This window comes from Streptomyces griseus subsp. griseus, from assembly GCF_003610995.1.
Classification (GTDB): Bacteria; Actinomycetota; Actinomycetes; order Streptomycetales; family Streptomycetaceae; genus Streptomyces.
Genome location: NZ_CP032543.1, coordinates 6,321,978 through 6,335,192, shown reverse-complemented (window position 1 = coordinate 6,335,192; position 13,215 = coordinate 6,321,978). Strand labels below are relative to the sequence as shown.

Sequence of the window (13,215 nt, the reverse complement as noted above, 5' to 3'; positions counted from 1 at the left end):
CGGGCGGGGCATGCTCCGCTACTGCCCTCCCGGCAGCAGCTTCCCCGGCTCGGCCGGGGCCACCCCCACCGCCTCCGTCCTCGGATTGCGCCGCTGCCTTCGCGCCACCCAGGTGGCGAACCACGAGAGCAACATGCACATGCCGATGTAGATCGGAGAGATCACCATCACGACAGGGATGAAGGGAAGATCGTAGTCGAGATTCGACGCGATCAGCTTTCCCGCGTGGAGGAATTCCTCGTAGGTGATCAGATAACCCAGTGAGGTGTCCTTGAGCGCGACCACCAGCTGACTGATGATGGTCGGCAGCATCGCGCGTACGGCCTGGGGAGCCAGGACGAACGTCGTGACCTGTGTCTTGCGCATCCCGAGGGCGTACGCGGCCTCGCGCTGGCCGCGGTCCACGGAGTTGATCCCGGCCCGGAAGACCTCCGCGAGGACCGAGCCGTTGTAGAGGGTCAGTCCGGCGACCAGGGCGGGCAGGGCCTGCACCTTCAGCGCCACGAAGATGAAGAAGATCATCACCAGCACCGGCATGGCCCGGAAGAACTCGACCAGCAGGGTGGAGATCCAGCGCACCGGCCGGTGCGCGGAGAGCCGGCCGACCGCGAGGACCGCGCCGAGGGCGAGGGAGAGGACGGCGGCGTACGCGAACGCCTTGAGCGTGTTGCCGAGGCCCCGCAGCAGCAGCTCCTGGATGCCCTTGTACTCGAAGGGGCGCCACTTCTCGGCGGTGAACTGGTCGGTGTCGAAGAGCAGATAGACGATCCAGCCGACGAGGGCGAGGATCACGGCCGTCGAGGCGATCCCGTAGATGAGATGCCGTTTACGGGCCTGCGGCCCCGGGATGTCGTAGAGCGCGGTGGCCGAGGGGACATGGGTCATCGTGCGACTCCCCAGCGCTTCTCCATCACGTTGAAGAGCGCACTGATGGTGAGGGTGATGATCAGGTAGCCGACGGCGATCCAGACGAACGTCCAGATGATGCTGTAGCCCAGCTCGTTGAGCGTCCGGTAGGTGCCGAGCAGTTCGGTGACGCTGAAGGCGCCGGCGATCGCGGAGTTCTTGGCCAGCGCGATCAGGGTGGAGCCGACGGGCGGGAGCACCGATCGGAAGGCCTGCGGCAGGACGACCTCGCTCAGGGTCTGGCCGAAGGTCAGCCCGAGGCTGCGGGCGGCCTCGCCCTGGCCGGTGGGCACGGTGTTGATGCCGGAGCGCAGCACCTCGCAGATGAACGCGGAGGTGTAGCAGCCGAGCGCCAGGACGGCGAAGAGCTGGAACGGCAGCACCAGGCCGAAGCGGGGCAGGCCGAGGAGGACCGCGAAGAACAGCAGCGTCAGGGGGGTGTTGCGCAGCACGGTCACCCAGACCGTGCCCAGCACCCGCAGCGCGCCGACCGGCGCGACACGGAAGGAGGCCATGACGAAGCCGAGGGCGAGGGCGAGGGCCGAGGAGTAGACGGTCAGCTCGACGGTGCCGAGGAAGCCCTTGCCGTAGAGGGAGAAGTTGTCTGTCAGTACGTCCATGGGTGGGGCCGTCCCCCTCAGTTCGCCGGGTAGCGGTCGATGGGCGGCGGGGTCGGCGCGGGTACGCCGGAGCGCCCCAGCGTCGCTTCGAACGCCTTCTTCCAGTTGCCGTTCTTCTCGTTCGCCTCCAGCGCGTCGTTGAGGGCGGCGCGCAGCGCGTTGTCGTCGCGCGGTACGCCGATGCCGTACGGCTCCTTCGAGAAGGGCTTGCCGACGACCTTCATCTCGTCGGGCGCCTTGGCCGCGAAGCCCAGGAGGATCGCGTCGTCGGTGGTGACGGCGTCGACCTGGTACGTCAGCAGGTTGTCGACGCAGATCGAGTACGTGTCGTAGGCGACGAGCACCGCCTTGGGGTAGTCCTCGGCGATCCGCTGGTAGGGCGTGGAGCCGGCCGCCGAGCAGACCGTCCTGCCGTCCAGGTCCTGGGGGCCCTTGATGTCGTCCTCGTCGGTGCGCACCAGGAGTCCCTGACCGGCCATGTAGTAGGGCCCGGCGAAGCCGACGAGCTTCTTGCGCATGTCGTTGATGGTGTAGGTGCCGACGTAGTAGTCGATCTGGCCGTTCTGGAGGGCGGTCTCGCGGTTGGCGGAGGCGATGGTCCGGAAGCGGATGGTCTTCGGTTCGAAGCCGAGTGAGGCCGCCATCATCCGGGCGATCTCGATGTCGAAGCCGGAGTAGACGCCGCTGGCGGGGTCCTTCTCGCCCAGGTAGGGCTGGTCCTCCTTGGCACCGACGACCAGATGGCCGCGCTGCTCCGCCTTCCGCCAGGTGGGCGACGCGGGCAGTCGGAAGCCCTGGTCCACCTGGTAGACGGGCAGCGCCTCGGGCGCGGGTCCCTTGACCGGCGGGCTGCCGTCCTTGCCGCAGGCGGCGGCGAGGACGGTGAGCAGGAGGCAGAGCGCGAGGACGGCGCTGCGGCGGTGACGGTCTCTGTTGGTACGGGGACTGCTGGTACGCGACACGGAAAGCCCCCCGTCAGTGCTTGAGGATCTTGGACAGGAAGTCCTTGGCGCGGTCGCTCTCCGGAGCGGTGAAGAAGTCCTCCGGGGTGCGGTCCTCGACGACGCGGCCGTCGGCCATGAAGACGACGCGGTTGGCGGCGGACCGGGCGAAGCCCATCTCATGGGTGACCACGACCATGGTCATGCCGTCCCGGGCGAGCTGCTGCATGACCTCCAGCACCTCGTTGATCATCTCCGGGTCGAGGGCGGAGGTGGGCTCGTCGAAGAGGAGCGCCTTGGGGTCCATGGCCAGGGCGCGGGCGATCGCCACGCGCTGCTGCTGGCCGCCGGAGAGCTGGGCGGGGAACTTGTCGGCCTGGGAGGCGAGGCCGACCCGGTCCAGCAGTTCCCGGGAGCGCCGGTCGGCCTCGTCCTTCTTGCGCTTGCGGACCTTGAGCTGGGCCAGCGACACGTTGGCCAGGACGGTCTTGTGGGCGAAGAGGTTGAACGACTGGAAGACCATGCCGACTTCGGCGCGGAGCTGGGCGAGACCCTTGCCCTCCTCGGGGAGGGGCTTGCCGTCGATCAGGATGGAGCCGGACTCGATCGTCTCCAGCCGGTTGACCGCCCGGCACAGGGTGGATTTCCCGGAGCCGGAGGGGCCGATGACCACTACCACCTCCCCGCGGCCGACGGTGAGATTGATGTCCTGAAGTACGTGCAACTCTCCGAAGTGTTTGTTGACGTCCCTCAGTTCGATCAACGGATCGACGGCCATGCGCTGCCCTACCCACTTGTCGCTGTGTCGAGGTCAGCGCAAACTATCCATCCCGAAAAGGGACTTCGCACCCGACACGCGCGAATGGCACATAAGGCTGTTTATCGCCATTCGGGATCAGTTCTCGGCCGACTCCGCGTACACCTGCGAGAGCTCGGGGCTGCCCGCCATCGCCCAGTCCAGCCCGGCCTCGACCACGTCGATCTCCCGCCCGGACTCCAGCCGCACCACGGGCTGCCCGCTCGGCCAGATGCCCCACGCGGACCCCGGGACGGTGCGCACGATGACGGTGCCCAGGTAGAGGCCAGCGTCGTTGCCCAGCCAGGGCAGCTCCTCGGGGTCGTCGCGCCAGCGGGGCGGCAGCTGGTCGAGGGCGGCCAACGAGGCCGGGGTGTCGTCGAGTTCGAGTCCTTGCTGCCCCACCCGGGCACGCAGCAGTTCGCATTCGGCGAGCAGCTCGGCCACACCGTCGGGATCAGCCTCGACGGCGGCGGCGAGCGCCTGCCCCTGCGTACCACCCTGACGCTTACGCCAGTTGTCCAAGAAAGGGATGTTCATACCACTAGGGTCCCATCCTTGCCAGGTTCCGCACCACAGGGCGCGCGGACCCCCGGCGGAAGCGGGGTGAGGGCGCGGCCCTCGCGGACGGTGCCGCCGCCGGCCCAGCCGTGAAGACACGAGCCCCTAGGCTACGGACATGAGTGCGCAGACGTATGTGTCGGACCTGTTCTCACTGGCCGGAAGGGTGGCCGTGGTGACCGGGGGCAGTTCCGGGATCGGGCGGGCCGTCGCCGGGGCGCTGGCGCGGGCCGGGGCGAAGGTGGTTGTGGTGGCTCGGCGGGAGGCCGAACTCAAGGCGACCGTGGACGAGTTGGCCGGTGACGGGTGCCGGGCCGCCTGGGTGAGCGCCGATCTGGGGGACGCCGAAGGGGTACGGGCGGCGGCCGAGGGTGTCGTCGGTGCGTTCGGGGAGCCGGACATCCTCGTCAACTGTGCCGGGATCAACCTGCGGCCGCCCCTCGGCGAGCTCGGTGAGGACGTCTGGGACACCACCATGGCCGTGAACCTCAAGGCGCCCTTCCTGCTGGGGCAGCGGTTCGGGCCCAAGATGGCCGAGCGGGGGTACGGGCGGATCATCCATGTCACCTCGCAACAGGCCCACCGCGCCTTCGTGAACAGCGGTGCGTACGGGGTGTCCAAGGGTGGTCTGGAGTCGCTGGCCCGGTCGCAGGCCGAGGCGTGGTCCCCGTACGGCGTCACCGTGAACACCCTGGTGCCGGGGTTCGTGCTGACCCCGCTCAACGAACGGCTCGCCTCCGACCCGGAGAAGGTCGCCTCGCTCGCCGCCCGCACGCTCGTCGGGCGCAACGGGCTGGCGGAGGACTTCGCGGGAGCCGCGGTGTTCCTGGCCGGGGCCTCCTCCGCGTACGTCACCGGGCAGGCGCTCTTCGTGGATGGCGGGTTCTCGGTCCACTGAGCTCAGGGGAGCGGCGGCCGGGCGGCGGGCTCGTGGTGCTCCGAGTCCGCCGCCCTCCCCCGGACGGGCCGTCAGGAGTTCTGCTGCCAGAGCGTGGCCGCCGCTTCCGCCACCGCTGACCCGACCGCCGCCGAGGTGGCCTCCTTGGTGAGGCCCAGGCCGTTCAGCGGGCCCGAGCCGTCCTCGAACTCCAGCAGCGCCAGCAGGATGTGCTCCGTACCGACGTAGTTGTGGCCGAGGCGCAGCGCCTCCCGGAACGTCAGCTCCAGGACCTTGCGCGCGTCCGCGTCGTACGGGATCAGCTCCGGCACCTCGTCGACGGCGGCCGGCAGGGCGAGGGCCGCCGCCGCGCGGAGGGCGTCCGGCGTCACGCCCTGGCCGGTGAGGACCCGGGCGGCGATCGATTCGGGTTCGGCGAGGAGGCCGAGCGCGAGGTGGGCCGGGAGGATCTCGGCGTGCCGGGCGGTCTCGGCCTCGTTGTGGGACGCCATGACGACGTTCCGGGCGCGCTGGGTGAAGCGGCCGAAGCCCTGGCTCGGGTCCAGGTCGGAGGCCTCTTCGCCCTTCTTGGTGACGAAGCGCTTCTGGGCCGCCTGGCGGGTGACCCCCATGCTGCGGCCGATGTCGGTCCAGGAGGCGCCCGAGCGGCGCGCCTGGTCGACGAAGTGGCCGATGAGGTGGTCGGCCACATCGCCGAGGTGGTCGGCGGCGATGACCGCGCCGGAGAGCTGCTCCAGTGCGTCGGGGTTGGACTTCTTGATGGCCTCGATCAGGTCGTCGAGGCGCACGGACGGCGTCGCGGGGAGTGGCTGCGTCATGCGTCAACCCTAGGTTGACACCCCGCTGGGTGTCAACCTTTGGTTGTCAGCTGTGGTCGTCAGAGGTCGAGGTCCACCACGACCGGTGCGTGGTCGGACGCGCCCTTGCCCTTGCGCTCCTCGCGGTCCACATAGCTGTCCTTGACCGCGGCGGTGAAGGCGGGGTTGCCGTAGGTCAGGTCGATCCTCATGCCCTTGTTCTTGGGGAAGCGCAGCTCCCGGTAGTCCCAGAAGGTGTAGGCCCGGTCGTACTTGAGGGGGCGGGGCAGCACCTCGCCCAGCCCCTCCCCCTCCAGGGCGGAGAGAGCGGCGCGCTCGGCGGGCGTGACGTGCGTGGCGCCCGCGAAGAGCGCCGGGTCCCACACGTCCTCGTCGGTCGGGGCCACGTTGAAGTCACCGAGGACCGCGAACGGCGGCATCCCCGCCGCGTCCGCCGCGACGGCCTTCCGCAGGGCCTCCAGCCAGGCCAGCTTGTAGGTGTAGTGCTCGTGCTCCACCTCACGGCCGTTGGGCACGTAGACCGACCAGAGGCGGACCGGACCGCAGGTCGCGGAGATCGCGCGCGGCTCCTGGACGCCGTCGTACTCCGGGCCGCCGGGCAGACCGGTGACGACATCGGTGAGGCCGACCCGGGAGAGCAGCGCGACCCCGTTCCACCGGCCCGTGGCGTTGACCGCGGACTCGTATCCCACCTCGCGCAGGGCTTCGGCGGGGAACTGCTCGGCCGTGCACTTGGTCTCCTGGATGCACAGCACGTCGGTGCCGCTGCTCTCCAGCCAGGCCAGCAGCCTCGGCAGCCGGGCGGTGATCGAGTTGACGTTCCAGGTGGCGATGCGCATGGCCACCAACCTAGCGGCTCCCACCGACAGCCGCCGAACGCCCGCCGCGCCTCAGAGCTCCGTGACGCCTCCCGGGGCCAGCCGGCCGTGGTCCGCGCCGCCGAGGGCGCCGATCTGGTTGTCGTAGACCGGCCGCGCGAGGTCCGTCAGCAGGGCGTCGTGGACGTCGATCGCCCGGCGCGGCTTGACCTCGCGTACGTAGTCGATGACCTCGGAAATCTTGCTCCAGGGGGCCATCACCGGCAGCAGCAGGGTGTCCACGGGGCGCTCGGGGACGGTGAGCGCGTCGCCGGGGTGGAAGACCGAACCGTCCACCAGGAAGCCGACATTGGTGATCCTGGGGATGTCCGGGTGGATCACCGCGTGCAGCTCCCCGTGCACGGTGACGTCGAACCCGGCCGCCGAGAACGCGTCCCCGTCGCCCACCGTGTGCACCCGCCCCGGAAAGGCCGCCGAGAGCTGCCCGGCCACGCTGCGCAGCGTCCAGACCTCCGCCGCCGGATTGGCCTCCAGCCCCGCCCGCAGCCGCGCCTCGTTGAAGTGGTCCGGGTGTTCGTGCGTGACCAGGAGTACATCGGCACCGAGGGCCGCGTCGTCCTCGGAGAAGCCGCCCGGGTCGATGACCAGGACGCGCCCCTCCTTCTCGATCCGCACGCAGGAGTGGGTCTTCTTGGTGAGGGTGAGTGCCCCGGGCGATGCGTTCATGACCCCATCCTGCTACGCCGGCGGCGTGGTTTCCTCCTGGATCACCTTCTGCGCCACGGCGAAGGCGGCGCCGGCGGCCGGGATGCCGCAGTAGACGGCGGTCTGGAGGAGAACTTCCTTGATCTCGGCGGGCGTCAGTCCGTTGCGCAGGGCGGCCCGGGTGTGCGCGGCCAGGCCCTCCGGGTGGCCGGAGGTGACGAGCGCGGTGAGCGCGATGACGCTGCGGGTGCGGCGGTCGAGGCCGTCGCGGCTCCAGACCTCGCCCCAGGCGTACCGGGTGACCAGCTCCTGGAAGTCCTCGGTGAAGACGTCGGCCGAGGCGTTCACCGCGTCGACATGGGCGTCCCCCAGCACCTCGCGGCGTACCTTCGTGCCCTGCTCGTACCGGTCGCCCGGGGTCGGCGCGAGGGCGTCCGGCGCAGCGGCGGCGGGGGCGATCTCGGCCACCGGGACGAACGGGGTGCTGGGGGCGGTGGGCGCGGTGGCGTGGGGCAGTACGGAGATCGCGGCCGAGGTGTCCTGCTGCCAGGCGGTGGAGAAGTGCGTCAGGAGCAGGTCGCAGACGGCCGCGGGCTGCTCCACCGGAGCCAGGTGGGAGGCGCCGGGGACGAGGGCGAGGCGGGCGTCCGGTATCCCGGCGACCAGCGTGCGGGCCTCGGCGGGCCCGGTGACCTGGTCCTCCGCGCCGACCAGCACCAGGGTGGGGACGCCGATCCGGCCGAGGTGGTCGCGGATGTCGAACGCCGCCAGCGCCTCGCAGGCCGCGATGTAGCAGCCGGGGTCGGTGGTGCGGACCATCTGCACGGCCCACTCCACGATGGCGGGCTGGGCTCCGGCGAAGCCGGGGGTGAACCAGCGTTCCGGCGCGGTACGGGCCATCGGCTCCAGGCCGTTGGTACGGACGATCACCCCGCGCTGCCGGAACTCGTCGGCCGTGCCGAACCGGGGCGAGGAGGCGACGAGCGCCAGCGAGGCGACCCGGTGCGGGTGGCGCAGGGCCAGGTCCGCGCCGATCGCCCCGCCTATGGAGCAGCCCGCGTAGCCGAAGCGCTGGACGCCGAGACCGTCCAGCGTCGCGAGCAGCCGGTCGCCGAGTTCGGCGACGGAGGCGGCGGCGTGGGCGGGCGCGCCGCCGTGGCCGGGCAGGTCGTAGCGGAAGACCCGCCAGTGCTGGGACAGCTCGGGTATCTGGCGGTCCCACATGTGCCACGTCGTGCCGAGCGAGGGCCCGATGACCAGGACCGGGGCGTCCTCGGGCCCGTCGAAGCGGTACTGCATGGATTCCGTCGGCTTGTCACTCACCGTTCACACGCTCCCACATCTCTCCGGGCCGCAGACAGGCGGGGGCGGGACGGGGACTCCGCCGGGCCGAGCATGGCGGAGAAAAGCGGTGCGCGGCACACGCAGGTGACTCCTCTTCACCGAATGGGCAGAGGAGTCGAGCTGTGCGAAAGCAAATATGCTGGAGCTGATTCGGATATGGTGCGCGTGCGTAAGGGAAAGAGGGAATCGATTGCCCGGCTTCCCCTTTATCCGAGCACCGACGGGGTTTCCGGCTTTCCGTACCGGAGCAGAGCGGCACACAGAGCACCGAGACTCAGGACGCAGAAAAGGGTCCGGAATACGTTCACCGGCACCCATACCGCTTTGAAATCGTCGATCACCGCGTGGACGTCCCGGGCGGAGGCGGGGTCACCGAGCGCCGCGAGGTCCGCGTTGAGGGGAAGGTTGACCGCCACGGTGACGACGAGCACCAGGAGATAGCAGGCTGCCGCGACGGCGAGCGGCAGGGCCACCGCGCGGCGCTTGCGGCGGAAGGTCACGATCGCGGCGGCGACCGTGAGGCACAGCGTGGCGAGGAAGACCAGGCCGAACAGCGCGCTGCCGTCGATCGCCGCGTTGAACCGCTGCATGGCCGCCGCGTAGGCGGTGTCGTCCAGCTCGGCCAGACCCGGCATGACGGAGATGTCGTAGGCGAAGAACAACCCCGCCATCAGCCCCGTGCAGAGCACCGATGCCACGAGGAGCGGCGCGGTGATCCGGTCGCCGGTGGGTGGACGGCCGCCGGGCCGGGCCGGGCCCGTCGGGTACGGGGCGGCGTGGGGAGGGTAGTGGCTCATGACGCGGTCCTGTCGATCGGATGGACTCTCCCGGGCGGTTGCATGCGGTGCGCGCAGCGAGACGGAGCGTGCGCACGGCGCGCGATCATCCCAGCAGGTTCGGGGGTCAAAGGTCCATACCTCACACGCTCACGCGCATACGCGCGCGTCACCTCGGGCCGTCGGGGAAGCCGCCAGGCACTCTTCGAGAAACGCCAGCGCCCGTGCGTGGTACAGCGGGGCGGCCAGTCCGAGGCTGAGGTTGTGTCCGGCCTCCGGCAGGCGTTCGACGACCGGGCGGCGCGTGCCCGTGAAACTGGCGGCCACCGCCGCCAGTTCGTCCCTGTCCAGGCGCCACCAGCCCTCGTACGCGCCGAAGGTGAGCCGCACCGGGCAGCGCACCCGGGCGGCGGCAGCTGGGAACCGGCCGGGCCACCGCCCCGTCTCCGCCTCCTCCGCCGCCGGAACCTCGCGAAGCAGGGCGCGGCTGGCCCGGAAGGTTCCGCCCGGATAGAGGCGCAGCGGGCCCCAGTTAAGCTCCCCCGCCCCACCTGCCAGCGTGTCCGGGAAATGGGCGGCTGCCGACGCGTAGTGCCAGCCACAGCCGTTGAGGTCGAGCCCGAGCAACCGGTCGAGGGGGGTGGCGCCGCTCCAGGGCTCCCCTGCCAGGTGCAGGGCGGTCTTGCCGCCGTCGGAGTGCCCGAGCAGGAAGAAACCGGCTCCGACCGGGTGCCGTTCGGCATAGTCGGCGAGGGCTCGGCGCAGCAGCCCGGCCTGTTCGGCGAGTGGCAGACCGTGCGGGAGAGCGGCCCGGGACAGGCCGTAGCCGGGCCGTTCCACCGCGAGGACGGTGTGACCCAGCGACGTGGCGAGAGCGAGCAGCGAGGTGTGCGGGGCGACCGGACCGGCGAAGTAGCCGGGTGACATGGCCCGGCCGTGAACGGCGACGAGCACGGACCGGGTCGCCCCGGAGGCCGGTGCGGCCCGCCAGGCGCCGAGGCGACGGCGACCGTGGCCCAGCACGATCTGCTCGACCCCGTCCGGGGCGACGTCGTGCCCGGCCGGGGCGACGTCGTGCCCGGCCGGGGCGACGTCGTGCCCGGCCGGGGCGACGTCGTGCCCGGCCGGGGCGACGTCGGCCGTGGCCACCGGCCCCGTCGGAGCGGCGCTCACGCGGGCACGCCCTCGGCCTCGCCGGCGGGCGTGGCCGGGGTCACCGTCCCGCCGGCCGCCGTACCGGGCAGGGGGGCGGGGTGCGGCAGGACCTGTGGTGCCTCGACCGTGAGCGGCACCACGACGCGCTCGGTCTTCCCGGTGCTCGCCGTGTGGTGGGTGTCGAACTCGGCCAGCCAGGCGTCGAGGCTCGGGGCACGCAGCAGTGAGGTCCCGATGAGCAGGCCCCGGTATCCCTCGGCCAGCAGACCGGCCGCGGTGGCCGGGCTGCTCACCGCACTGGCGCTGACGGGACAGAGCGTGCCCGCGGCCCGTACGGCGGGGAGCAGCGCGCGGCTGCGGTCCAGGTCACCGGCGTCCCGTTCACGGGCGGTGATGTCCTTGTTGTTGACCGCGACGACGCAGTCCCGCGGGTTCGGCAGACCGATCGCCTCCTCGGCGGTGGTGATCTCCACGAACGGAGTCAGCCCGTGCGCCTGGCACTGGCGGGCCAGGTCGTGCAGGGCCTCCCGGGGCAGCAGCGCCGCGGTCAGCAGGACCGCCGAGACGCCCGCGTGGGCGGCGGCGGTGATCTGCTCGCGACGCGTCACGAAGTCCTTGAGCAGGACCGGGACGTCCACGCGGGCGGTCACCTCGTGCAGCATGGCGGCCGACCCACCGAACCACCGGCCCGTCACGACGGACACGCACGGGGCCCCCGCCTGCTGGTAGGCGGCGGCGAGATCGCCGGGAAGGCGGCCCCGCAGCAGGTCGGCGCCGTGCGCGTCGCGGGACTTCACTTCCATGATCACGGGGCGCTCCGCGCCGAGGAGCGCGGAGAGGAAGGACTGCGTCATCGGGCTTTCCTCACGGGGTGTCGGGCTTTTCTCGCAGGACGGGAGCTTTCACGGCGCAGGGGCGGGAGTGCCGGTCCAGGCGCGGTCCAGGGCGGCGACCCGGGCCGGGTCGAGCGGGCCGCCGTCGGTACGGGCGGCGTTGTCGATGTCGACGCCCCGGTACCCGGGATGCGCGGCGAAGGCCCCGCCCGGCGCATCGGCCTCGCTGAGGCCGCCCGCCAGGACGAACGGCCGGGGCAGCGCGGGGAGCAGGGCCTCCAGCGCCGCCGCCGGCACGGGGTGTCCGGTGCTGCCGACCGCCCCGCCGCGGGTCGCCGAGTCGACGAGGAACAGGTCCGCCCCGGCGCGGGCGTACGCCCTGAGGAAGGGCCGCTCGAGGCACACCCCGTCAAGCACGTGCACGGCCTTGACGAGCACCGCGTCGGGCATCGCCCTGCGCAGGGCCGCCACGGCCGTGGGCGGCTGGTAGGAGTGGAGCTGAATCCAGCGCACGCCGGCGGCACGGGCGGCCGCGGCGATCTCTCCGGCCTCGTGCAGAAAGGTGACGAGCACCGGCTCGGCCCGGCCCGCCGTGCGGACGGCGTCGGCCACGGCCGTGAACCGCGTGCGGGTCAGGTCACGGGCCCCGTTCTCCACCCCGTACCAGAGGCCGACGAGATCGGCGCGTGGTGCCACGGCGGCGGCCTCCTCGGGAGAGGTGGCGCCGCACACCTTGAGCAGCGGCCGGGACGCCGCCGCCGGGACGCTCATCCGCCCAGCCCCAGGGTCGAGGCGACGTGGTTGTACTGGATGTCGTTGGTGCCGGAGTACAGGGTGCCCGCGACCGCGGCACGTACCTCCTTCTCCAGTCCGACCTCGGTGAGGTAGCCCGCGCCGCCGAAGACGCGGACCGCGGAGAGGCTGGTGGCCAGTGCGGCCTCGCTGGCGAGGATCTTCGTCATGGCGAGGTCGGCCGTGACGTCCTCGCCCGCGGCGAGCCGCTCGGCGGTGTCGTAGAGCCACTTGGCGGCGGTCTCGGTGCGGATCTTCATGTCGACGACGCGGTGCGACACCGCCTGGTAGTCGCCGATGGGATGGCCGAAGGCCCGGCGTTCCCGGGCGTAGGCGACGGTGCGCTCCAGCCGGTGGCGCATCTCGCCGAGCTGGACGGTGAATCCGAACAGGATCTCGCGCTTCATCACATGGTCCAGGACGAGCAGTCCGCCGCCGGACCGGCCCAGCACCCGGTCGGCGGGTATCCGGCAGCCGTCGAGGTGGAGGGTGGACAACGGGGCGGTACGCAGGCCCATCTTGGCGGTGGGCCCGCCGACGGAGAGCCCGGGGGTGTCCCGGTCGACGAGGAAGGCGGTGGTCCCGAGCGGTCCGCCCTCGGGGCGGGTACGCGCGTAGACGACGAAGACATCGGCGATGGGGCCGTTGCTGACGAAGGCCTTGCCGCCGGTGAGGACGTAGTGCGTGCCGTCGCGCTCGGCGCGGGTGGTCATGGCCATGGCGTCGGAGCCGCTGTCCGGTTCGGTGATGGCATGCGCGCCGATCAGCTCGCCCGAGCAGATGCCGGGCAGATACCGCTCGCGCAGGGCGTCGCTGCCGAAGGCGGTGAGGGGCACGCCGGTGCTGGCCATCGACGTGGTGGCGCAGAAGTTCAGCCCGGACTCCCGGCAGGTCTCACCGAGAGTCTCCAGGACGTGCAGGGTGGTGAGAAGGGACTGGCCCGCGCCGCCCCACTGTTGGGGGAACGGCAGTCCGAGGACGCCGCTTTCGGCCAGGGATCGCCATCGGCCGGGCTCGAAGGCGGACCGGGCGTCCGCCTCGATATGACCCTCGCTCAGGATCTTGCCCCACTGGGCCATGCCTGCGCAGAGGGCCTGCTGGTCTGCGTCGCGGTTCCTCATGGCGGAGCCTTCCGTACGGGCCGTGCGGGTGGCCTGGGTCGGTGACGGGCGGGGAGGTGACGGCGGTGTCCCGCCGTCGGATCGGCGGGCGCCCGCGGTTCAGGCGCCCGTCGGGTGGGCGGCGGTCCGGC

The 13,215-nt window shown here is 71.6% G+C and carries 15 protein-coding genes; 1 reads left to right on the top strand and 14 read right to left on the bottom strand.

The annotated features are described in order from the left end of the window. Positions 1-18 precede the first annotated feature (18 nt). The 5 genes from D6270_RS28455 to D6270_RS28435 form a co-directional block, all read right to left on the bottom strand. Positions 19-885, bottom strand: coding sequence for an amino acid ABC transporter permease (locus D6270_RS28455; RefSeq protein WP_109162835.1), 867 nt, complete (start codon positions 883-885; stop codon positions 19-21). Next, positions 882-1,526 (bottom strand): amino acid ABC transporter permease, encoded by a 645-nt coding sequence (locus tag D6270_RS28450; RefSeq protein ID WP_109162836.1) that lies wholly within the window; start codon positions 1,524-1,526, stop codon positions 882-884. Before D6270_RS28450 ends, D6270_RS28455 begins: the two co-directional genes overlap by 4 nt. Positions 1,527-1,543: 17 nt before the next feature. Beyond that, complete coding sequence (locus tag D6270_RS28445) at positions 1,544-2,488, bottom strand: glutamate ABC transporter substrate-binding protein (protein ID WP_109162837.1); 945 nt, start codon at positions 2,486-2,488, stop codon at positions 1,544-1,546. A gap of 13 nt (positions 2,489-2,501) precedes the next feature. Beyond that, positions 2,502-3,245: an amino acid ABC transporter ATP-binding protein gene (locus D6270_RS28440; RefSeq protein WP_109162838.1), complete on the bottom strand. Its 744-nt coding sequence runs from the start codon at positions 3,243-3,245 to the stop codon at positions 2,502-2,504. Positions 3,246-3,362: 117 nt separating this feature from the next. After that, positions 3,363-3,803, bottom strand: a complete 441-nt coding sequence (locus D6270_RS28435) for a DUF6278 family protein (RefSeq protein WP_109162839.1) — start codon at positions 3,801-3,803, stop codon at positions 3,363-3,365. A 139-nt stretch (positions 3,804-3,942) separates the two neighbouring features. Here D6270_RS28435 and D6270_RS28430 point away from each other — a divergent pair, with 139 nt between their 5' ends. Further along, entirely contained in the window at positions 3,943-4,722 is a 780-nt protein-coding gene (locus D6270_RS28430) for an SDR family NAD(P)-dependent oxidoreductase (RefSeq protein ID WP_109162840.1), read from the top strand. Positions 4,723-4,793: 71 nt separating this feature from the next. On the opposite strand, the gene D6270_RS28425 is transcribed toward D6270_RS28430, so the two are convergent. The 9 genes from D6270_RS28425 to D6270_RS28385 form a co-directional block, all read right to left on the bottom strand. Next, the gene (locus D6270_RS28425) at positions 4,794-5,540 is read right to left on the bottom strand and encodes a Clp protease N-terminal domain-containing protein (protein ID WP_109162841.1); all 747 of its coding nucleotides are present in this window, start codon (positions 5,538-5,540) and stop codon (positions 4,794-4,796) included. A 59-nt stretch (positions 5,541-5,599) separates the two neighbouring features. Beyond that, positions 5,600-6,379, bottom strand: coding sequence for an exodeoxyribonuclease III (locus tag D6270_RS28420; protein WP_109162842.1), 780 nt, complete (start codon positions 6,377-6,379; stop codon positions 5,600-5,602). A 51-nt stretch (positions 6,380-6,430) separates the two neighbouring features. Beyond that, complete coding sequence (locus tag D6270_RS28415) at positions 6,431-7,084, bottom strand: MBL fold metallo-hydrolase (protein WP_109162843.1); 654 nt, start codon at positions 7,082-7,084, stop codon at positions 6,431-6,433. A 12-nt stretch (positions 7,085-7,096) separates the two neighbouring features. Continuing rightward, positions 7,097-8,362, bottom strand: a complete 1,266-nt coding sequence (locus D6270_RS28410; protein ID WP_109167239.1) for a bifunctional 3-oxoadipate enol-lactonase/4-carboxymuconolactone decarboxylase PcaDC — start codon at positions 8,360-8,362, stop codon at positions 7,097-7,099. A 251-nt stretch (positions 8,363-8,613) separates the two neighbouring features. Further along, positions 8,614-9,261 (bottom strand): anthrone oxygenase family protein, encoded by a 648-nt coding sequence (locus D6270_RS28405; RefSeq protein WP_225977088.1) that lies wholly within the window; start codon positions 9,259-9,261, stop codon positions 8,614-8,616. A gap of 72 nt (positions 9,262-9,333) precedes the next feature. Continuing rightward, on the bottom strand, positions 9,334-10,356 hold the full coding sequence (locus tag D6270_RS28400) for an alpha/beta hydrolase (RefSeq protein ID WP_225976968.1): 1,023 nt from the start codon (positions 10,354-10,356) through the stop codon (positions 9,334-9,336). Continuing rightward, a complete protein-coding gene (locus tag D6270_RS28395; protein WP_109162845.1) occupies positions 10,353-11,192 on the bottom strand; it encodes a beta/alpha barrel domain-containing protein in 840 nt (279 codons plus the stop codon). The genes D6270_RS28400 and D6270_RS28395 overlap by 4 nt, the downstream gene beginning before the upstream one ends. A 48-nt stretch (positions 11,193-11,240) precedes the next feature. Beyond that, positions 11,241-11,942, bottom strand: a complete 702-nt coding sequence (locus D6270_RS28390) for a phosphoribosylanthranilate isomerase (RefSeq protein ID WP_109162846.1) — start codon at positions 11,940-11,942, stop codon at positions 11,241-11,243. Then, a complete protein-coding gene (locus D6270_RS28385; RefSeq protein ID WP_109162847.1) occupies positions 11,939-13,084 on the bottom strand; it encodes an acyl-CoA dehydrogenase family protein in 1,146 nt (381 codons plus the stop codon). The genes D6270_RS28390 and D6270_RS28385 overlap by 4 nt, the downstream gene beginning before the upstream one ends. Positions 13,085-13,215 lie beyond the last annotated feature (131 nt).

Coding starts and splice junctions, on each gene's coding strand:
- D6270_RS28440 (WP_109162838.1), bottom strand. CDS start 3,245: ATGGCCGTCGATCCGTTGATCGAACTGAGGGACGTCAACAAACACTTC.
- D6270_RS28415 (WP_109162843.1), bottom strand. CDS start 7,084: ATGAACGCATCGCCCGGGGCACTCACCCTCACCAAGAAGACCCACTCC.
- D6270_RS28420 (WP_109162842.1), bottom strand. CDS start 6,379: ATGCGCATCGCCACCTGGAACGTCAACTCGATCACCGCCCGGCTGCCG.
- D6270_RS28395 (WP_109162845.1), bottom strand. CDS start 11,192: ATGACGCAGTCCTTCCTCTCCGCGCTCCTCGGCGCGGAGCGCCCCGTG.
- D6270_RS28425 (WP_109162841.1), bottom strand. CDS start 5,540: ATGACGCAGCCACTCCCCGCGACGCCGTCCGTGCGCCTCGACGACCTG.
- D6270_RS28455 (WP_109162835.1), bottom strand. CDS start 885: ATGACCCATGTCCCCTCGGCCACCGCGCTCTACGACATCCCGGGGCCG.
- D6270_RS28430 (WP_109162840.1), top strand. CDS start 3,943: ATGAGTGCGCAGACGTATGTGTCGGACCTGTTCTCACTGGCCGGAAGG.
- D6270_RS28390 (WP_109162846.1), bottom strand. CDS start 11,942: ATGAGCGTCCCGGCGGCGGCGTCCCGGCCGCTGCTCAAGGTGTGCGGC.
- D6270_RS28410 (WP_109167239.1), bottom strand. CDS start 8,362: ATGCAGTACCGCTTCGACGGGCCCGAGGACGCCCCGGTCCTGGTCATC.
- D6270_RS28450 (WP_109162836.1), bottom strand. CDS start 1,526: ATGGACGTACTGACAGACAACTTCTCCCTCTACGGCAAGGGCTTCCTC.
- D6270_RS28435 (WP_109162839.1), bottom strand. CDS start 3,803: ATGAACATCCCTTTCTTGGACAACTGGCGTAAGCGTCAGGGTGGTACG.
- D6270_RS28385 (WP_109162847.1), bottom strand. CDS start 13,084: ATGAGGAACCGCGACGCAGACCAGCAGGCCCTCTGCGCAGGCATGGCC.